This window comes from Nocardioides pyridinolyticus, from assembly GCF_054653575.1.
In genome coordinates this window covers 381,757-401,530 of sequence record NZ_BAAIFY010000001.1, presented here as the reverse complement: position 1 = coordinate 401,530, position 19,774 = coordinate 381,757, and the positions used below count along the sequence as shown (strand labels likewise).

Genomic DNA, 19,774 nt, shown 5'->3' with positions numbered 1-19,774 from the left:
ACGCCCCTTGTTCAGCAGTCTCCTAGAGCTGGTCGAGCAGCCAGCCCGGGCTCAGCGCCTGGGCGCCGACGCCGCCGACCCGGGCCTGGAGCATCCGGTCGGCGGTCACGACCACCACGCGCCCGCCCAACTCCGTGGCGGCCCGGGCCTGCTCGACGATCGTCGCGTCGCCGTCCCTCGCCGCGTGGACGGTGCGGACGTGGCCGTCGCGGCCCGCCTTCACCCCGCCCTTCGCGGCGCCCTCGAGCACCAGCACGACGTCGTAGGGCAGGTCGGCGACCAGCAGCGACTCGTGGAGCCGCCGCGCCGCACCCGCGCGGTCCTTCCACCAGCCGTCCGGGCGGCTGCCGACGACGTTGGCGCCGTCGACGACGAGGACCTGGGTCACTTGAGGTACTTCGAGAAGTCCTTCGGCAGGTTGAGCGCGGCGGCAGCCTGCTCGTAGTCCACCGGCTCGTCGGCGCCCGGGTTGCCGAACGGGTTCGCGGCCGCCCCGGCGACCTTCTCCTTCTGGGCCGCCGCCTGCTGGGCCGCCTTAGCCGGGTTGCCGGAGCGCTTCGCGCCCTTGCCCTTCTTCGGCTGGGCCTTGGCCTTGCCGCGCTTGCCGCCCATCCCCGGCATGCCGGGCATGCCCGGGATCCCGCCGCCCTTGGCGAGCGACATCATCATCTTCCGGGCCTCGAAGAACCGGTCGACGAGCTGGTTGACGTCGGAGACCTGGCGGCCCGAGCCCCGGGCGATGCGGGCGCGGCGCGAGCCGTCGATCATCTTCGGGTTGGCCCGCTCGGCCGGCGTCATCGACTGGATGATCGCCTGGATCCGGTCGATCTCGCGGTCGTCGAAGTTCTCGAGCTGGTCGCGGAACTGCCCCATCCCGGGCAGCATCCCCATGATCTTCGACATCGAGCCGAGCTTGCGGACCTGCTGCATCTGCTGGAGGAAGTCGTCGAGCGTGAACTCGCCGCCCTGCCCGGTCAGCTTCGCGGCGGCCTTCGCGGCCTCCTCGGCGTCGAACGCCTTCTCGGCCTGCTCGATGAGCGTCATCACGTCGCCCATGTCGAGGATGCGCGAGGCCATCCGGTCGGGGTGGAAGAGGTCGAAGTCGGTGAGCTTCTCGCCGTTCGAGGCGAACATCACCGGCTTGCCGGTGATCGAGGCGATCGACAGCGCGGCGCCACCGCGGGCGTCGCCGTCGAGCTTGGTGAGGACGACGCCGTCGTACCCGACGCCGTCGAGGAACGCCTGCGCGGTCGTGACCGCGTCCTGGCCGATCATCGCGTCGACGACGAACAGCACCTCGTCGGGCTGCACGGCGTCGCGGATGTCCGCGGCCTGCTTCATCATCTCGGCGTCGACGCCGAGGCGGCCCGCGGTGTCGACGATGACGGTGTCGTGGAGCGTCCGCTTGGCCTCCTCGATCGACGCCCGCGCGACCGAGACGGGGTCGCCGACGCCGTTGCCCGGCTCGGGGGCGAAGACCGGGACGCCGACGCGCTCGCCGTTCACCTGGAGCTGGTTGACCGCGTTGGGGCGCTGCAGGTCGGCGGCGACGAGCATCGGGCTGCGGCCCTGGTCCTTGAGCCACAGCGCCAGCTTGGCGGCCAGCGTCGTCTTGCCGGTGCCCTGGAGGCCGGCGAGCATGATGACGGTCGGTCCGGTCTTGGCGTACCGCAGGCGGCGGGTCTCGCCGCCGAGGATGTTGACGAGCTCCTCGTTGACGATCTTGACGACCTGCTGGGCGGGGTTCAGCGCCTGGCTGACCTCCTCGCCGCGCGCCCGCTCCTTGACCGCGGCCACGAACTCCTTGACCACGGGCAGCGCGACGTCGGCCTCGAGCAGCGCGATCCGGATCTCGCGCGCGGTGGCGTCGATGTCGGCCTCGGAGAGCCGACCCTTGCCCCGGAGGTTCTTGAAGGTGTCGGCGAGCCGGTCGGAGAGTGTGGCGAACAAAGGAGTCCCTCGGGTGTGGTTCGGGTGACGCCCCAGCCTAGCCGGGGGGTGTCGCCGGACCCGAAAGTGCGGCCCGCACCGCGTGGGCCGCCTCGGCCGCCCGCTGGTCGGAGAGCACGCCGGCCGAGGCCTCCTGGAGGTAGAACACGTCGACCGCCTGCGGACCGAGCGTGTCGACGTGCGCCGAGCGCACCGCCACGTCGAGCGCGGCCAGCGCCGAGCACACGAGGTAGACCACGCCGGGCCGGTCGGCGGTCCGCACCTCCAGCACGGTCGCCTGCTCCGACGCCTCGGGCCGGACGACGACCGCCGGGTCGAGCGCGGCGCCCCGGTCGCCCGGTCGCAGCCGCCGGGCCGCGTCGACGCGGCCGTCCACGACGGCGTCGTACCGCTGGCGCAGGACGGCGGCGTCGAGGCCGGTCTCCCCCACCTCCCAGACCGAGACGGAGTACTGGTCCTGGGCCCAGGCGCGCGCCGCCCGGACCGGGATCCGCGCGAGGCCGAAGGTCGCGGCGATGTCGGCGAGCAGGCCGACCCGGTCGGGGGCGACGACCGTGACCCGGGTCCCGTCGCCCGCCGGGTCGACGGTGATCGACGCGGCGCCCTGGCGGGTGGCCTTGGGGATCGCGACGTCGTCGGTGACGATCGGCGGGAGCGAGGCGCCGGAGCCGAGCGTCGCCCGGGCGCGGCGGGCCAGGTCGCGCACGAGCCCGGCGCGCCAGGAGGACCAGGCCTTGGGCGCGGTGGCGCGGGCGTCGGCCTCGGTGAGCGCGAGCAGCAGGTCGAGCGCCTCGACGGAGCCGAGGCGGGTGGCGACCAGGTCGACGGTGGCGGGGTCGTCGGGGTCGCGCGTGGTCGCGGTCTCGGCGAGCAGCAGGTGCCACCGCACCAGCCGGGCGACCAGGTCGACGGCGTCGGGCGCGAAGCCCAGCCGCTCGGCGATCTCGCGGGCGATCGGCTCCCCCGCGACGCTGTGCTCGGTCAGGCTGCCCTTGCCGATGTCGTGCAGGAGCGCAGCGACCATGAGCACGTCGGGGCGGGCGACGTTCCGGATCAGCGCGGACGCCTCGACGCAGGTCTCGACGACGTGCCGGTCGACGGTGAAGCGGTGGATGGCCGACGCGTGCGGCAGCAACCGGATCCGCTCCCACTCGGGGAGGATGCCGTGCAGGGCACCGGTCTCCTCCAGTGTCTCCCAGACGCCGAGGAGGCCGCGACCGGAGGCGAGCAGCCGCACCAGCAGCTGGCGGGCCTCGGCCGGCCACGGGGTCGGGAGCGGTGGGACGTCGCGGGCCAGGCGGGCGGCGGTGGCGGGCGCGAGGACGACGTCCCGCTCGGCCGCCTCGGCCGCGGCACGGAGCAGCAGCAGCGGGTCCTCGGTGGGACGGGCGCGGGCGTCGAGCACGACCTCGCGCGCCGAGATCGCGATGCCCCGCGCGACCGGGTCGAGCCGCGGCCGGCGCGGGCCGCGGATCCGGGCCGGCTCGGCGAGCGCGGCGTCGACGCGCCGCCAGGTCAGGTGCGAGAGGTGCGCGATCCGGCGGCCCAGCTCGCGCACGTGGACCTGCGCCTCGCGGGCGTCCTCGAGGCCGAGCCCGTGGGCGACGTCGCTCCACATCTCGGGCGCGATCCGGTCGGTGCCCCGCCCCGCGACCTCCTGGACCACGTCACGGACGTCGAGCAGCGCGAGCCGGCCGCGCTCGAGCTCGACGTGGGGCACGTCGACCAGCCAGGTGGCGACGAGCGCCTTGAGCACCGTCGCGTCGCGCAGCCCGCCCTCGGCCTCCTTCACGTCCGGCACGGAGAGGTGGGCGAGCTCGCCCACCAGCTCGTGCCGGGCCCGCACCAGCTCGCGCAGCGCCGGCAGCCGCTCCCGGCTCCCCCGCCGCCAGTGCGCGAGCATCTCGGTGCGCAGCCGCAGCGTGAGGCCCGGGTCCCCGGCGAGGTGCCGGACGTCGAGCAGGCCGAGCGTGACCTTCAGGTCGGCGTCCGCGGCGGCGACCATCTCCGGCATGGTGCGGACGGAGTGGTCGAGCTTCGCGCCGGAGTCCCAGAGCGGGTACCAGACCTTCTCCGCCACCGCCTGGACGTCGACGCCCTCGTCGGAGACGAGCACGACGTCGAGGTCGGAGTACGGCGCCAGCTCCCCCCGGCCGAAGCCGCCGACCGCGACCAGCGCGGCTCCGGACTCCGGGCCGCCGCTCTCCTCGTAGGCGCGCCCACAGAGCGCGTCGGCGGCGGCGGTCCGCCCGGACCGATCAGGGCTGATCAGAGTGCTCCCTCGTCGCGTTCGCCGGTGCGGACCCGGACGACCGAGTCCACGGGGGTCACCCAGACCTTGCCGTCGCCGATCTGGCCGGCGCCGGCCGCGCGCACGATGGCGTCGACCACCGCGGTGGCGTCCTCGTCGGCGACGACGATCTCCAGGCGCAGCTTCGGGACCAGGGTGACGTCGTACTCGGCACCCCGGTAGACCTCCTTGTGGCCCTTCTGCCGGCCGTAGCCGTTGACCTCGCTGACGGTCATGCCGGAGATCCCGGCGGCCTCGAGGGCGGCCCGGGTCTCCTCCCAGCGGTGCGGCTTGATCACCGCGGTCACGAGCTTCATGGGGCTCCCATCATGCCGTGGCCCGGCCCCCTGCGTGAGGAGGCCGGGCCACGAGCGGGTCAGAGCGCGGCTTCGTCCTTGTCGCCGGTGCGGACCCGGACGACGGTGTCGACCGGGCTCACCCACACCTTGCCGTCGCCGATCCGACCGGTCTGCGCGGTCTTCACGACGATCCCGACGACGTCGTCCGCGTCGTCGTCGCCGACCACGATCTCGATCCGGATCTTCGGCACCAGGGCGATGTCGTACTCGGCGCCGCGGTAGACCTCGGTGTGGCCCTTCTGCCGGCCGTAGCCGCTGACCTCGCTGACGGTCATACCGGTCACGCCGAAGGTCTCCAGCGCCTCGCGGACGTCCTCCCACTTGTGCGGCTTGATCACCGCAGTCACGAGCTTCATGCGTTGGCTCCTTCCGAAGCAGGGGCGGTGGTGGCTGCCAGGACGCCGGACTTGCCACCGCCGCCGAGGCTGCTGGTGTGCAGGTCGTACGCCGTCTCGCCGTGGGCCGCGAGATCGATGCCCTCGACCTCGGCGTCCTCGTCGATCCGCAGGCCGATCGTGTACTTGAGCACGAGGCCGATGATCGTCGTCAGGATGCCGACGTAGACGACCGCGACGAGCACGCCGAGCGTCTGGTCGCCCAGCGACCCGAGGCCACCGCCGTAGAACAGGCCGTCGACGCCGCCGGCACCCTCGGAGGTGGAGAAGAGACCGATCAGCACGGTCCCGATGATGCCGCCGACCAGGTGGACGCCCACGACGTCGAGCGAGTCGTCGTAGCCGAGCTTGAACTTCAGGCCGACCGCCCAGGCGCAGACCGCACCGGCGATGGCGCCGATCGCGACCGCGCCCTGGATGTCGACCGCCCCGGCGGCCGGGGTGATCGCGACCAGGCCCGCGACGATGCCGGAGGCCGCGCCCAGCGAGGTGGCCTTCTTGTGCACGAGGCGCTCGATGATCAGCCAGCCGAGGATCGCCGCCATGGTCGCCAGCGTGGTGTTGGCGAAGGTGCGGCCGGTCTCCAGCGGGAACTGGGTCTCCGGGTCGTCGCCGAAGACGATCGAGCCGACGTTGAAGCCGTACCAGCCGAGCCACAGCAGACCCGCGCCCAGCATGGTGAGCGTCAGGTTGTGCGGGCGCATCTTGTCCTTGGGCCAGCCGAGCCGCTTGCCGAGCAGCAGGACCAGGACGAGGGCCGCGACACCGGCGTTGATGTGGACCGCGGTACCGCCCGCGTAGTCCTGGGCGCCGATGCGGCCGCAGATGAGCGAGTCGTCGGTGCAACTGAAGACCATGTGGGCCATCGGGAAGTACACGATGAGCGCCCACACCGGCACGAACGCGACCCAGGCCGCGAACTTCATCCGGCCCTCGAGCGCGCCGCTGATCAGCGCGACGGTGATGATCGCGAAGGTCATCTGGAACATCACGAAGATGTAGTCACCGGTGCTGACGCCGTCGAGCCAGAACAGCTCGAACGGGTTCGCGAAGAACGTGCCGTCGCCGCCGAAGCCCATCGACCAGCCGACCGCGACGTACAGGATGCCGACGATCGCCGCGGCGATGTACGACATCATCATCATGTTGAGCACGGACTTCGATCGGGACATGCCGCCGTAGAACAGCGCGAGCGCGGGCACGGTCATCATCAGGACCAACGCCGTCGCAATCAGCATGAAGGCGTAGTAGCCGTCCACAGAACCTCCAGGATCACAATGCGGAGGACGGGCCGGCGCGGACTTCGCTGTCGAGGGCCGGGTGCCGTCTCATTGACCATGACCCTCGTCGGCGGAGGTTTCGACGCACGCGTCGCCGTGTTGCGGTCAGGAAACGAGTCCGGCCGCCGTGTTACTTCGGTGTTACGGCCAAGCGCACGGCTCAGCCGAGCAGCGCGTCGACGAAGGCACCCGCGTCGAACGGCGCCAGGTCGTCGGCGCCCTCGCCGAGGCCGACGAGCTTCACGGGGACGCCGAGCTCGCGCTGCACCTGGACGACGATGCCGCCCTTGGCGGAGCCGTCGAGCTTGGTGAGCACGATGCCGGTGACGTCGACGACCTCGCTGAACACGCGCGCCTGGATGAGGCCGTTCTGCCCCGTGGTGGCGTCGAGCACGAGCAGCACCTCGGTCACGGGCGCCTGTTTCTCGATGACGCGCTTGACCTTGCCGAGCTCGTCCATGAGGCCGGTCTTGTTCTGGAGGCGGCCCGCGGTGTCGACGATGACGGTGTCGGCGCCCGTGTCGACGCCCTCCTTGACCGCCTCGAAGGCGACGCTGGCGGGGTCGGTGCCCTCGGGGCCGCGCACGACGTCGACGCCGACGCGCTCCCCCCACGTGGCGAGCTGCTCGACGGCGGCGGCGCGGAAGGTGTCCGCGGCGCCGAGGACGACCGAGCGGTCCTCGGCCACGAGGATGCGGGAGATCTTGCCGACGGTGGTGGTCTTGCCGGAGCCGTTCACGCCGACGACGAGGACGACGCCCGGCTTGCCGTCGGCGCCGCTCACCTGGAGGCGGCGGTCCATGTCGGGGTCGACGAGGGCGAGCAGCTCCTCGCGGAGCACGCCGCGGACGTCGGTCGGGCCGCCCTCGACGCGCAGGCGGGTGCGCAGGTTCTCGACGAGCTGCTGGGTCGGCGCGACGCCGATGTCGGCGGTGAGCAGGGTGTCCTCGATGGACTCCCAGGTGTCCTCGTCGAGGCGGTCGCGCGAGAGCAGCGCGAGCAGGCCGCGGCCGAGCCCGCCCTGCGAGCCGGCCAGCCGCTGGCGCAGCCGGACCAGGCGGGAGGCGGTGCCTTCCGGCTTCTCGAGGGCCGGCTTCTCGAGGAGCGGCTCCTCGAGGACCGGAGCAGCGGAGTCCTCGACCGGGGCCTCGACCGGCGCCGAGGTCTCCGGCGGCGCCTCGAGCACGTCGACCGGCGGCGGGGGCGCGATCACGTCGGCGCCGGTCCCCCGGCGACCCGGGCGGCGCGCGACGACGAAGCCGGCGAGGGTCAGCACCGCGAGAGCCGCGATGCTGATGATCAGGTAGAGCCACTCCATGGACTGAATCCAATCAGAGGGGGTTCAGCGCCGGGAGTCGGAGTCCTCGTACTCGGGCTCGAACAGCGGGGCCGCGTCGACCGCCTTGCTCATCGCCTCGCCGAGCCAGGGCGCGGCCGGCACCTCCTCGCCGCGGTGCGGGTAGGCGACGTACAGGACCACCAGGCCGGCGACCGCCAGGATCGCGAGCATGGAGATGACGACGAACAGCACGTGGAGCCTCCCGAGTCGATGTCTTCCCTCACCGTGTCACATACCCGGTGAGCGGCCGTCTCAGACGCGCAGGAGCGGGGTGACTGCGTCGCGGATCACGTCGGGCATCGGCGTGACCGGCCGGGCGGGGTCGGTGTTGTCGACGTAGACGTGCACGAAACGGCCCTCGGCCGCCGCCTGGTCGCCATCGCCCTGGAACAGCCCGACCCGGTAGACCACCGAGGAGCTGCCGACCTTGTCGGCGACCACGCCGACGTCGACCGGCTCGGGGTAGCCGATCTCGGCGAAGTAGCGGCAGCCGACCTCGGCCACGACCCCGATCGCGTCGAGCGCGCGGATGTCGGTGCCGGTCGCCACCGCCAGCTGGTTGTTCACCACGGTGTCGATGAGCTCGAAGTAGCGGGCGTTGTTCATGTGGCCGTAGACGTCGATGTCCGCCCAACGGGTGGTGACCCGCTCCCAGTAGACGTACTGGTCCCGGGTGGGCCGCTCCGCGCTCACGCCGGCTCGGCCTCGCGCAGCCGCTGGCTGATCACCGCGGAGACGCCGTCGCCGCGCATGGTGACGCCGTAGAGCGCGTCGCCGACCTCCATGGTCCGCTTCTGGTGGGTGATCACCAGCAGCTGGGAGTTCTCGCGGAGCTCCTCGTAGATCTCCAGCAGGCGGCCGAGGTTGGTGTCGTCGAGCGCCGCCTCGACCTCGTCGAGGATGTAGAACGGCGAGGGGCGGGCCTTGAACAGCGCGACCAGGAACGCCACGGCGACCAGCGAGCGCTCACCGCCGGAGAGCAGCGAGAGGCGCTTGACCTTCTTGCCCGGCGGGCGGGCCTCGACCTCGACGCCGGTGGTGAGCATGTCGTCGGGGTTGGTGAGCACCAGCCGGCCCTCACCCCCCGGGAACAGCCGCGCGAAGGTCTGGTCGAAGGCCCGCTCGACGTCGGCGTACGCCTCGGTGAAGACCTGCTCGACGCGCTGGTCGACCTCGCGCACGATGTCGAGGAGGTCCTTGCGGGTCTTGCGCAGGTCCTCGAGCTGCTCGGAGAGGAACTGGTGGCGCTCCTCCATCGCGGAGAACTCCTCCAGTGCCAGCGGGTTGACCCGGCCGAGCTCGCGCAGCGCGCGCTCGGCGGTGCGCAGCCGCTTCTGCTGCTCCTCGCGGACGAACGGCGTGGGCTCCGGCTCCTCCTCGCCCTCCGGCACCTCGCCGGTGAACGGGACCATCTGGTCCGGGCCGTACTCGGCCATCAGGGCCTCGGGGTCGATGCCGAGCTCCTCGAGCGCCTTCTCCTCCAGCTGCTCGATGCGCATCTTCTGCTGGGTGCGGGCCATCTCGTCGCGGTGGACGGAGTTGACCAGCTCGTCGTGCTCCTTGCCGAGCTCGCGCATCGCCGCGCGGACGTCGCGCAGCTCCTGCTCGCGGCCCGACCGGGACTGCTCGACCGCGGCCCGGACCTGCGCGGCGCGGTCGATCGAGACCTCGAGCCGGCCCAGGACGTAGCCGACCGCCTGGCCGACCGCCTCCGCCGCTCGGCCCTCGCGGCGCATCCGCTCGCGGCGCTCGGCGGCCTTGGCGCGGGCCTCGCGCTCGGCGTTGGCGGCGCGCACCAGTGCGTCGGCGCGGCCGTGCAGCGCCCGCGCGCGCTCCTCCGACGTCCGCAGCGCGAGGCGGGCGTCCATCTCGCCCTGGCGGGCCGCGCGGGCCTCCTCGACCAGGCGCTCGCGCACGCTGGTGTCGGGCTCCTCCTCGGGAGCCTCCTCGGCCTGGGCGACCCGGGCCTCCATGTCGGCGAGGCCGGCGACGGCCTGGGCGCGCGCCTCCTCGGCCTTCGCGATCGCCTGGGCGAGGCGCTCCGCCTCGCCGCGCGCGGCGCGGGCCTGGGAGCCGTACTGGCCGAGCTCCTCGGCGACCGCCGCGAGCGTGGCGTCGGACTCGTGCAGCTTGGCCAGCGCGACGTCGACGCGCTTCTGCGCCTCGAGGCGCTCGGCCTCCAGGCGGGACATCTCGAAGCCGAGGCGCTCGGAGGAGGCGATCGCCTCGGCGAGCTGCTCGGCGGCCTCGTCGACCGCGGCCTGGACCTCGATCAGGCTGGGCTGGCTGGACGAGCCGCCGGAGGCGAAGTGCGCACCGAGGACGTCGCCCTCGCGGGTCACCGCGGTGACCTCGGGCAGGTCGCGGACCAGCGCGCGGGCGGCGTCGAGGTCGTCGACGACCGCGATCCGGTCGAGCAGGCGGGTGAGCGCGGGGCGGAGCTCCGCGGGGCACTCGACCACGTCGGCGGCGTACGTCGCGCCGCCGGGGAGCGACGGCCAGTCCCGCGTCGCGGGCCCACCGCCGAGCGCTGCGCCTCCGAGAAGCAGCCCGGCGCGGCCGAGGTCGTCGCCCTTGAGGTGGCCGATCGCGCGGAGCGCCGCGTCGGCGTCGGCCACGGCGACCGCGTCGGCGGCGGCGCCGAGCGCCTGCGCGATCGCGGCCTCGAAGCCGGAGCGCACGGTGAGCAGCGCGGCGACCGAGCCGAGCAGGCCGGACACCTCGTCGGAGGCGGCCAGCAGCGCGCCGGCGCCGTCCTTGCGGTTGAGGCCCATCTCCAGGGCGTCCTTGCGGGCCGCGAGCGCGGTGCGGTCGCGGTCGGACTGGAGCGCCTCGTCGCGGGCCTTGGCCAGCCGCTCCTCGATGTCGTCGAGGGCGGCCGATGCGGCCTCGTGCTCCGCGTCGAGGCCCTCCTCGCCGGCGTCCAGCCCGGCGACCTTGGTCTCCAGGGCGGTGAAGTCGCGCTGCGCGCGGTCGGCGCGGGCGCTCGCCTCCTCGCGGGCGAGCGTGAGGCGGCCGACCTCCTCGTCGGCGGCGGCGGCGCGGGACTTCATCGCGTTGACCTGGCCGGTCAGCCGGGCCAGGCCCTCGCGGCGGTCGGCGGCGGCGCGCTGGAGGCTGGCGACCTTGCGGTCCTCCTCGGCAGCGGCGTCCTCCGCCGTACGTCGGGCGGCGACCGCCTCCTCCAGCGCGGTGCGGTGGCGGTCGACCTCGGCGCCGATGCGCTGCTCCTGCTCGCGGACCTGCGCGGCCTCGGCCTCCAGGGCCTCAGGGTCGCGGCCGGTGCGCTCCTCCGCTTCGGTGGTGGTGGCGGCGTTGCGGACGCGCTCGGCGGCGAGCGACTGGGTGCCGCGGAGCCGCTCGCGCAGCCCGGACAGCTGGAACCACGTCTCCTGCGCCTGCGCCAGCGCCGGGAGGTCCTCGCGGAGCGCGGCCTCGAGCCGCCCCTCGGCCTCGCGCGCCTGCGCCATCTGCGCCTCGACCTGCTCGCGGCGCGCGACCAGGATCGACTCGTCGGCCATCTCCTGCTGCAGCGAGGTGCGGGCGGTGACCAGGTCGTCGGCCATCAGCCGGGCGCGCGCGTCGCGGGCGTCGGCCTGCACCGTCTGCGCCCGGCGCGCGACCTCCGCCTGCCGGCCGAGCGGCTTGAGCTGGCGGCGGATCTCGCTCAGCAGGTCGTTGAGACGGGTCAGGTTGCCCTCGGTCGAGTCGAGCTTGCGGAGCGCCTTCTCCTTGCGCTTGCGGTGCTTGAGGACGCCGGCGGCCTCCTCGATGAAGCCGCGGCGGTCCTCCGGGGTCGCGTGCAGGATCGTGTCGAGCTGGCCCTGCCCGACGATCACGTGCATCTCGCGACCGATGCCGGAGTCGCTCAGCAGCTCCTGCACGTCGAGCAGCCGGCACGGGTTGCCGTTGATGGCGTACTCCGAGCCGCCGGTGCGGAACATCGTGCGGCTGATCGTGACCTCGGCGTACTCGATCGGCAGCGCGCCGTCGGCGTTGTCGATGGTCAGGAGCACCTCGGCGCGGCCCAGCGGCGGGCGGCCGGAGGTGCCGGCGAAGATGACGTCGTCCATCTTGCCGCCGCGCAGCGACTTCGCGCTGGCCTCGCCCATGACCCAGGCGAGCGCGTCGACGACGTTCGACTTGCCGGAGCCGTTGGGACCCACGATGCAGGTGATGCCCGGCTCGAGCTGGAGCGTGGTCGAGGAGGCGAAGGACTTGAACCCCTTGAGGGTCAGGCTCTTCAGGTACAACGTGCGGCTCCCAGCTCGTCGGTCGGCGGTCTCGTCTGACTCATGTCGCGTCTGAGGACGAAGGCAGCATCATCGCAGCAGGCCTTGAGGGGAAGCTCAGCGAGCCTCACGATACCCGGGCCGACCCCCCGTGTGTGGCATCCGCGGCATCGCCGCGTCGGGGCGGGCGCCGGACCCGGGGTCGACGACGCCCGTGGTTTGGTCACCAACCGCGGAATGGGAGCGGTCCCACCTGCGGTTGGTGACCGAACGTCGAGGTCGCGGGCTATCCCCCGGGGCGGCGCTCCGGCACCCGATTCACCCGGCGCCGCAGGCCGACGGCGACCGCGAGCGCGACGCCCAGCAGGCCGGCGGGCACGGCGCTGTCGGCCGCCCGGTCGAGCGTCGAGCGCTGGGGCACGACGGACGGCGACGGGAGCGCGCCTGTCCCGTCGCCGGGCACGTCGACGGCGTACACGTCGAGGCCGCGGACCAGGTCGATCGAGTAGAAGACGTTGCTCTTCTCCTCGGTACGCCGGCCGGCGTCGTTGTAGACCGGCAGCCACATCGCGTCCCAGACCTCCGAGCCCGGCCACAGGGCGTACCCGTAGCTCTCGAGGCGGCGCGGGTTGCGCGTGTCGACGAGCTGGGTGCCGCCGCCGTAGTAGCCCACGGCCACGATGCCGTCGCGCTCGTCGAACCAGTGCGCCGAGCAGAAGCCGCCCTGCGGCAGCGGGAACGTCCCGAGGTCCGCGAGCTCGACCTTGTCCAGCGGCACGATCGCGGACTTCGTGCCGTCGAGGCGCTTGACCCACCAGGTCTGGAAGGAGCCGGCCAGCGCGCAGTCGGTCTGCTCGTAGTCCTCCTCGGTCACCAGCAGCACGTTGCCGTTGCGGTACGACGGCGGGCGGCCCGGGCGGAACGCGTCGGCGTTCGGGCGGTAGGAGTTGTGCAGGATGAAGTCGTTCCATCCCTCGTGCTTCGGGTCGGTCCCCCGCCCGGCCTTGCCGGTCGTGGTGATCAGCCGCGGCTTCGCCGGCTTCGAGGTGTCCCACATCGAGGCGCCGCCCCACCCGGTGTGGGTGCCGATGCCGGCGTCGTCGAAGTTCCACTTGTGGCCGGCCGTCGGCGAGCGGAACGGCTGCACGCCGCGCTCCGAGCGGTCGGCGTCGACCTCGCGCGGGTGCTCGAGGTCGCGGAGGTCGAGGATCGAGAAGTGTCCGTCACCGCCGGCGGAGTAGACGTAGCGGCAGTTGCGCTCGTCGACGCACGCGACGGTGTGGGTCGAGGTGGTCGCGGTGGCCCGCGAGAGGACTCGGGGCGCGGTCGGGTCGGTGACGTCGACCACGACCAGCTCCCCGCCGCCGACGTTGGTGTGCTGGATGTCGTCGGGCGAGGACTGCACCAGGTCGACGCCGATGAGCGCGAACCGCTTCACGCCGTCGGCGGTGCGGCGCTCGCCGCAGTTCATCGCCTCGTTCTCGAACTGGCCGCTCGGCAGGACGCCGACCATCGTCGGGTGGACGCCGTCCTCGATGTCCCAGACGCGGATCGAGTCGAGCCCGCTGGTCACGAAGTAGGGCGCCGTCCGCAGGAAGCAGCCGGAGATCCCGGTCTGGGTGGGGTTGGCGCCGATGTGGACGACGTTGCCGCTGCTGAGCAGCCCGTCCTCACGCTCGGCGTGGGCGGGCGCGGCGAGGCCCACGACCACGAGGACGGCGACGGCGAGGGTGCGGAGGACGGCCATGCAGCGACAACGAGCCGCCGGGCCCGGCGTCACGCCCACCATGGGGGCGCACCGGAACCGACCGGCCGCGCTCGGCGCGACCGCGTCGGGCAACGATCAGGCGGGCTGCATCTCCTGGAGAGAGGCAGCCTCGTCGAGGAGGGCGGCAGCCTGCGCGGAGGTCAGCCTGTCGTTCTCCTCGCTGAGGCGCAGGACCAGCGCCTCGAGCTCGCCCACGCGCGCACGCAGCCGAGCGTTCTCGGCTACGAGGTGGTGCGGGGTCCGCAGGTCGCTGTTCATGTATCCGATCAGCGCCTTGGCCATGGAAGAGCCTTCCGGGTCGAGGGGGCGTGGCCCGCGGGGACCGGGCCGTCTTCAAGCGTCCCACCCGCGGCGCCGCGGGTCAATCCGGGACGGGCAAAGCCTGCGCCGGGGTGCGGCGGCGCCGCGGCACCGGCTGGCAGACCGGGCAGAAGAACGACGAGCGGTTCATGAACGCGACCCGCCGCATCGCCGCGCCGCAGCGGTCGCAGGGCTGGCCCTCGCGGCCGTAGGCGTGCAGCGAGCGGTCGAAGTAGCCGGACTCGCCGTTGACGTTGACGTAGAGCGCGTCGAACGACGTGCCGCCCTCCCCCAGCGCCGCCGTCATCACGTCGCGGGCGTGGCCGAGCAGCTCGCGCACCTGGGCGGCGGGGAGCCGGTCGCCGGCCCGCTCACCGTGGATCCGGGCGCGCCAGAGCGCCTCGTCGGCGTAGATGTTGCCGACCCCGGAGATCAGGTTCTGGTTGAGCAGCTGACGCTTGACGCCCGAGGTTCGCTTGCGGACGGTGCGGACGAACAGGTCGTCGTCGAACTCCGGGTCGAGCGGGTCGCGGGCGATGTGCGCGATCTCCGGCGGCAGGTCGGCGCCGCCCTCGGACAGCGAGAGCCCGCCGAACATCCGCTGGTCGACGAAGCGCATCTCGCGTCCCTCGTCGGCGCCGTCGAGGGCGAGGCGCACCCGCAGGTGGCGCTCGTCGGGCGCACCGGGCGGCTGCACGAGGATCTGGCCGCTCATGCCGAGGTGGCCGAGCAGCGCGTCGCCGTTGTCGAGCGGCAGCCAGAGGTACTTGCCGCGCCGGCGGGCCGCCTCGATCCGGCGTCCGGTGAGCGCGGCGGCGAAGCCGGCCGGGCCGCGGAGGTCGCGGCGCACGGGCCGCGGGTGGAGGACGTCGACGCGCGTGATCCTCGCGCCGAGGACGTGCCGCTCCAGGCCGGCCCGGACGACCTCGACCTCGGGGAGCTCGGGCAAGGGCTAGCCCTCGCGGATGGAGTGCGCGGCCGCGTCGATGGCCGGGTCCTCGACGCCCAGGTTGGTGGCGATCTCGCCGTACGCGGTCTCGGCGGCGGCCTGCTCGGCCTCCTTCTTCGACCGGCCGACGCCGTTGCCGTAGAGGTCCTCGCCCACGCGCACCTGGGCGGTGAACGTCTTCATGTGGTCCGGGCCGTCGTCCTCGATGACGTACTCCGGGACGCCGAGGCCGTGCTCGGCGGAGAGCTCCTGGAGGGAGGTCTTCCAGTCCAGGCCCGCGCCGAGCGCCGAGGCGGCCTCGATCAGCGGGTCGAAGAGGCGGTGCACGACCTCGGCGGAGGTCTCGAAGCCGCCGCTGAGGTGGACGGCGCCGATGACGGCCTCGACGGTGTCGGAGAGGATCGACGCCTTGTTGCGTCCGCCGGTGGACTCCTCGCCGCGGCCGAGCTTCACGTGCGCGCCGACGCCGATGCCCCGGCCGACCTGGGCCAGGGCGCGAGCGTTGACGACCGCGGCACGGAGCTTGGCCAGCCGGCCCTCGGAGAGGTCCGGGTGGGTGCGGTAGAGCGTCTCGGTGACGACCACGCCGAGGACCGAGTCACCGAGGAACTCGAGCCGCTCGTTGGTCGGCAGCCCGCCGTTCTCGTACGCGTACGAGCGGTGGGTGAGGGCGCGCTCGAGCAGCTCGGGGTCCAGGACGGGGTCCCCGAGGGCTGCTCGGAGCTCGCTGTAGTTGGTCAGCGGACCGGACCGGTCAGAGGACCTGACGACGGTCGGCGCGCGCGCCGTACTGGCCGCACTCCCCGCACGCACGGTGCGGCAGGTGCTTGGCACCGCAGGCGGGGTTCGCGCAGGTCACCAGCTGGGGCGCGACGGCCTTCCAGGCCGAACGACGGTGACGCGTGTTGCTGCGCGACATCTTCCGCTTCGGGACAGCCACTGTTCTCTCCTACTTCCTATGGTCGGACGGCCGACCGTAACCAGAATCGTCGCCCTGCTGAAGTTCCTGCAACTTTCCCCACCGCGGGTCGACCGGCTCCTCGTGCGCATGGTCCGGGTCGTCCTTCAACCGGGCCCCGCACTCGGGGCACAGTCCCGGACAGTCGTCCTCACACAAGGGCTGGAACGGCAGTGCGAGCACCACCGCGTCCCGCAGCAGGGGCTCGAGGTCGAGCAGGTCGTCCTCCAGCTTGCTGACCTCGTCGTCCTCCGAGGAGTAGTCCTGGTCGTCGTACACGAACAGCTCCTGGAACCGCACGTCGATCTCGTCGTCGATCGGCTCCAGGCACCGCGCGCACTCCCCGGCGAGCTCCGCCGAGGCGGTGCCGGTGACCAGCACACCCTCCACGACCGCCTCCAGGCGCAGGTCGAGCTCGACCGGCGCACCTTCGGGGACATGCAGGACTTCGATGCCCAGATCTGCCGGTGCCGGGACCGAACGTGTCACCTGGTGCTGGGACCCCGGGCGGCGGCCGAGCTCGCGGGTGTCGAGCACGAGCGGCGCTCTCGGGTCCAGGCTGCTCAGGGTGTTCACTTCCGATTCAGGCACAAACAGATCAGCGAGAAGCGTACCGGTCGGCGTCGTGCGCGACCAAATGCGTCAGGCCAGCCGGCTGGGAAGCCGGTCGAGCAGCCGGGCGTGGACCGTCGGGGGCACCAGGGCGGAGACGTCGCCGCCGAGCGACGCGACCTCCTTGACCAGGCTCGACGAGACGTAGCCCCACGACGCGTTCGTGGTGAGGAACACGGTCTCGACGCCGGTCAGGTGGGCGTTCATCTGGGCCATCGGGAGCTCGAACTCGTAGTCGTTGCCGCCGCGCAGGCCCTTGACGATCGCCGGCGCCTCGATCTCCCGGCAGAAGTCGACGATGAGGCCGCTGAACCCGCGGACGGTCACGTTCGGCAGGTCCGCGCAGACCTCGCGCAGCATCTCCAGGCGCTCCTCGGGGTCGAACAGCCGCGACTTGGACGGGTTGGTCCCGGTCGCGACGACGAGCTCGTCGAAGATCGCGGCGGCCCTCCGGATGATGTCGAGGTGACCGTTCGTCACCGGGTCGAAGGATCCGGGGCACACCGCGCGGGTCATGGCGTGGAAGATACCGCCTCGGCGTACCAGAGCGTGGTCTCGCCGTACCGCTTCTCGCGGACGGGGGTCAGGCCGTCGGGCCACGCCGGCTCGGGGCTGCGCGTCGACCGCTCGACCACGACCATCGCGCCGGGCACCAGCCAGCCGTGCTCGGTGAGCGCGGTCAGGTCGGCGGCGACTGCCACGTCGTCGAGGGGGTACGGCGGGTCGAGGAACGCCACGTCGTACGGCGCCGCCGGCGCGCGCCGCAGCGTGGTGGCGACCGCGGCGCCGACGACGTCGGCCTTGGCGAAGCCGAGCGTGCGGGCGTTCTCGGCGATCAGCGCGGCGGTGCGGCGGTCCTGCTCGACGAGCGTGACGACGCCCGCCCCGCGCGACCAGGCCTCGAGGCCGACGGCGCCCGACCCGGCGTACAGGTCGAGGAAGCGGAGGCCGTGCAGCGAGCCGCACCACGACTCGATCGCGGAGAACAGCGCCTCGCGGACCCGGTCGCTGGTGGGTCGGGTGGCGGCGCCGCGCGGGGTGTTGAGCCGGCGGCCGCCCGCCGTTCCCCCGATGATCCGGGTCATGCCGCGGTCACGACTTCTCCAGGAAGTCGGCTTGCACCGACTCCTCCAGGTGGGTGACCTCGGCCGCGAGGAGCGGCGCGGTCGCGAGGTCGGCGTCGGCGTCGAGCAGCGCGTGCGCGGCCTCACGGGCCTGCACGATCGTCTTCTCGTCGCGGAGCACTCGCAGATTCTGCAGCCCGGAGCGGTATCCCGACTGCGACTTCCCGAGAACGTCACCCTCACGGCGCTGCTCGAGGTCGACCCGGCTGAGCTCGAAGCCGTCGGTGGTGGCGGCCACGGCGTCCAGCCGGTCGCGTGCGGGCGAGCCGAGCTCGGCGTGGGAGACCAGCAGGCACAGGCCGGGCAGCCCGCCTCTCCCGACCCGCCCGCGCAGCTGGTGGAGTTGCGAGACGCCGAACCGGTCCGCGTCGAGCAGCACCATCGCCGTGGCGTTCGCGACGTCGACGCCGACCTCGATGACGGTGGTCGAGACCAGCACGTCGATCTCGCCGGCCGCGAAGGCGCGCATCACCCGGTCCTTCTCCTCCGGCGGCAGCTTGCCGTGGAGCTTCTCGACCCGCAGGCCGGCGAGCGGACCCTCGGCGAGCTGGGCGGCGACCTCCTCGACCGCGGCGAGCCCGACGGCGGGCTTCGCGGTGGTCAGGACCTCGCCCTCCTCGTCGAGGTCGACCTGGTCGGTCTCGCCCTGCTCCTGCTCGTCGCCGGTGATGCGCGGGCAGACGACGTAGGCCTGGTGGCCCTTGCCGACCTCCTCGCGGACCCGCTCCCAGATCCGGCCGAACCAGCCGGGCTGCTCGGCGAGCGGGACGACGTTGGTCTGGATCGGCGCCCGCCCGGCCGGCAGCTCGGTGAGCGTCGAGGTCTCGAGGTCGCCGAAGACCGTCATCGCGACGGTCCGCGGGATCGGGGTCGCGGTCATCACGAGCACGTGCGGCGGCGTCCCGGCCTTGTCGCTCAGCGCCGCGCGCTGTTCCACGCCGAAGCGGTGCTGCTCGTCGACGACGACCAGGCCGAGGTCGGCGAAGAGGACCCGCTCCTCCAGCAGCGCGTGGGTGCCGATGACGAGCCCGGCCTCTCCGGAGGCCATCCGCGACATCGGTCCGGTGCGCTGGGCCTTGCTCATCGACCCGGTGAGGAGCTCCACGTTGGTGGCCTCGGCGGCGCCGCCCAGCATGCCGCCGGAGGCCAGGTCCCCGAGCATCGCGCAGATCGAGCGGTGGTGCTGCTGGGCGAGCACCTCGGTCGGGGCCAGCAGCGCGGCCTGGCCGCCGGAGTCGACGACGCGCAGCATCGCCCGCAGCGCGACCAGCGTCTTGCCGGAGCCGACCTCGCCCTGGAGCAGGCGGTTCATCGGGTGCGGCTGGGCGAGGTCCTCCTCGATCTGCGCGCCGATCTCGCGCTGGCCCGCCGTGAGCTCGAACGGCAGTCGGGCGTCGAACGCGGCCAGCAGCCCGCCGGCATCGCCGGTCCGGGCGCGGGCGCCGAGCTCACGCAGGGCGCGCCGCCTGCGGGCGAGGACGAGCTGGGTGATCAGCGCCTCCTCGAAGCGGAAGCGCCGCTGCGCGGAGGTGACCTGGCCGTAGTCGTCGGGGTTGTGGATCCGCTCCAGCGCCGTGCGGACGTCGGGCAGGGCGTACTCCTCGCGCAGCGGCTCGGGGAGCACGTCCGGGACGTCCTCGACCACCTGGAGCGCGAAGGCGACCGCCCGCTGGAGGTCCCAGGAGTCCACCCCCTTGGTGAGCGGGTAGATCGGGTAGAGATCGCCGATCGCGTCGAGCGAGAGCTGCGCGGCGTCCTCGTCGGGGGAGCCGAAGAGCACGATCTGCGGGTGCGTGAGCTGCCACTCGTCGCGGAACCGGCTCACCTGCCCGACGAAGATGCCGCGGCGGCCTGCGGGCACCCGGTTCGCCTGCTGCCAGGCGGCCATCTTCTGGTTCTTGGCGAACATCGAGACCCGGAACGACGGGCCGTCGGTGCGCACGACGACGTCGACGCGGTACGCCGGGCGGTCGGTGCGGCGGTCCTTGTACGTCGCGATCCTGCTGGAGGCGATCTGCCCGACGACCGTGAGCAGGTCGCCGACGTTGGGCTCCTCGACCCGGGTGAGCTCACCGGTCTTCACGTAGCGCCGTGGGAAGTGGTGCAGCAGGTCGCCGACCGTGCGCAGCCCGAGCTTCTCCTCGATGGCCGCGCGCTTCTTCTTGTGGTCGCCGAGGACGGCGACGACCGACGTGTCGAGATCGATCACCACTCCCCC

The 19,774-nt window shown here is 73.0% G+C and carries 19 protein-coding genes; all 19 read right to left on the bottom strand.

Going from position 1 to position 19,774, the window contains the following annotated elements; all coding sequences use genetic code 11:
• Window positions 1-22: 22 nt before the first annotated feature.
• A complete protein-coding gene (locus tag ACYQ0U_RS02065) occupies window positions 23-388 on the bottom strand; it encodes an NYN domain-containing protein (protein WP_459968837.1) in 366 nt (121 codons plus the stop codon).
• Complete coding sequence (ffh, locus tag ACYQ0U_RS02060) at window positions 385-1,950, bottom strand: signal recognition particle protein (RefSeq protein WP_459968834.1); 1,566 nt, start codon at window positions 1,948-1,950, stop codon at window positions 385-387. The genes ACYQ0U_RS02065 and ffh overlap by 4 nt, the downstream gene beginning before the upstream one ends.
• 37 nt (window positions 1,951-1,987) lie before the next feature.
• On the bottom strand, window positions 1,988-4,219 hold the full coding sequence (locus ACYQ0U_RS02055) for a [protein-PII] uridylyltransferase (protein WP_459968872.1): 2,232 nt from the start codon (window positions 4,217-4,219) through the stop codon (window positions 1,988-1,990).
• The gene (locus ACYQ0U_RS02050; protein ID WP_459968832.1) at window positions 4,219-4,557 is read right to left on the bottom strand and encodes a P-II family nitrogen regulator; all 339 of its coding nucleotides are present in this window, start codon (window positions 4,555-4,557) and stop codon (window positions 4,219-4,221) included. The genes ACYQ0U_RS02055 and ACYQ0U_RS02050 overlap by 1 nt, the downstream gene beginning before the upstream one ends.
• Window positions 4,558-4,616: 59 nt before the next feature.
• A complete protein-coding gene (locus tag ACYQ0U_RS02045) occupies window positions 4,617-4,955 on the bottom strand; it encodes a P-II family nitrogen regulator (protein ID WP_459968830.1) in 339 nt (112 codons plus the stop codon).
• Window positions 4,952-6,232, bottom strand: coding sequence for an ammonium transporter (locus ACYQ0U_RS02040; RefSeq protein ID WP_459968828.1), 1,281 nt, complete (start codon window positions 6,230-6,232; stop codon window positions 4,952-4,954). The genes ACYQ0U_RS02045 and ACYQ0U_RS02040 overlap by 4 nt, the downstream gene beginning before the upstream one ends.
• Before the next feature lie 202 nt (window positions 6,233-6,434).
• On the bottom strand, window positions 6,435-7,592 hold the full coding sequence (ftsY, locus tag ACYQ0U_RS02035; RefSeq protein WP_459968825.1) for a signal recognition particle-docking protein FtsY: 1,158 nt from the start codon (window positions 7,590-7,592) through the stop codon (window positions 6,435-6,437).
• 24 nt (window positions 7,593-7,616) lie between these two features.
• Window positions 7,617-7,805 carry a hypothetical protein gene (locus tag ACYQ0U_RS02030; protein WP_459968823.1) on the bottom strand — a complete coding sequence of 63 codons (189 nt, stop codon included), beginning with the start codon at window positions 7,803-7,805 and terminating at the stop codon, window positions 7,617-7,619.
• A 60-nt stretch (window positions 7,806-7,865) separates the two neighbouring features.
• Window positions 7,866-8,306: an acyl-CoA thioesterase gene (locus ACYQ0U_RS02025; protein WP_459968821.1), complete on the bottom strand. Its 441-nt coding sequence runs from the start codon at window positions 8,304-8,306 to the stop codon at window positions 7,866-7,868.
• Window positions 8,303-11,866 carry a chromosome segregation protein SMC gene (smc, locus tag ACYQ0U_RS02020; protein WP_459968819.1) on the bottom strand — a complete coding sequence of 1,188 codons (3,564 nt, stop codon included), beginning with the start codon at window positions 11,864-11,866 and terminating at the stop codon, window positions 8,303-8,305. Before smc ends, ACYQ0U_RS02025 begins: the two co-directional genes overlap by 4 nt.
• Window positions 11,867-12,131: 265 nt before the next feature.
• Window positions 12,132-13,592, bottom strand: a complete 1,461-nt coding sequence (locus ACYQ0U_RS02015; RefSeq protein ID WP_459968817.1) for an LVIVD repeat-containing protein — start codon at window positions 13,590-13,592, stop codon at window positions 12,132-12,134.
• Window positions 13,593-13,688: 96 nt separating this feature from the next.
• Entirely contained in the window at window positions 13,689-13,895 is a 207-nt protein-coding gene (locus tag ACYQ0U_RS02010; protein WP_459968814.1) for a hypothetical protein, read from the bottom strand.
• Window positions 13,896-13,974: 79 nt separating this feature from the next.
• On the bottom strand, window positions 13,975-14,862 hold the full coding sequence (gene mutM / locus ACYQ0U_RS02005) for a bifunctional DNA-formamidopyrimidine glycosylase/DNA-(apurinic or apyrimidinic site) lyase (RefSeq protein ID WP_459968812.1): 888 nt from the start codon (window positions 14,860-14,862) through the stop codon (window positions 13,975-13,977).
• A gap of 3 nt (window positions 14,863-14,865) precedes the next feature.
• Window positions 14,866-15,675 (bottom strand): ribonuclease III, encoded by an 810-nt coding sequence (gene rnc / locus ACYQ0U_RS02000; protein ID WP_459968810.1) that lies wholly within the window; start codon window positions 15,673-15,675, stop codon window positions 14,866-14,868.
• On the bottom strand, window positions 15,617-15,802 hold the full coding sequence (rpmF, locus tag ACYQ0U_RS01995) for a 50S ribosomal protein L32 (protein WP_181644900.1): 186 nt from the start codon (window positions 15,800-15,802) through the stop codon (window positions 15,617-15,619). Before rpmF ends, rnc begins: the two co-directional genes overlap by 59 nt.
• A 9-nt stretch (window positions 15,803-15,811) precedes the next feature.
• Window positions 15,812-16,387, bottom strand: coding sequence for a YceD family protein (locus ACYQ0U_RS01990; protein ID WP_459968870.1), 576 nt, complete (start codon window positions 16,385-16,387; stop codon window positions 15,812-15,814).
• Window positions 16,388-16,462: 75 nt separating this feature from the next.
• Complete coding sequence (gene coaD, locus ACYQ0U_RS01985; protein WP_459968806.1) at window positions 16,463-16,948, bottom strand: pantetheine-phosphate adenylyltransferase; 486 nt, start codon at window positions 16,946-16,948, stop codon at window positions 16,463-16,465.
• The gene (gene rsmD / locus ACYQ0U_RS01980) at window positions 16,945-17,517 is read right to left on the bottom strand and encodes a 16S rRNA (guanine(966)-N(2))-methyltransferase RsmD (RefSeq protein ID WP_459968804.1); all 573 of its coding nucleotides are present in this window, start codon (window positions 17,515-17,517) and stop codon (window positions 16,945-16,947) included. Before rsmD ends, coaD begins: the two co-directional genes overlap by 4 nt.
• A gap of 7 nt (window positions 17,518-17,524) precedes the next feature.
• Window positions 17,525-19,765: an ATP-dependent DNA helicase RecG gene (locus ACYQ0U_RS01975; protein WP_459968802.1), complete on the bottom strand. Its 2,241-nt coding sequence runs from the start codon at window positions 19,763-19,765 to the stop codon at window positions 17,525-17,527.
• Window positions 19,766-19,774: the final 9 nt, after the last annotated feature.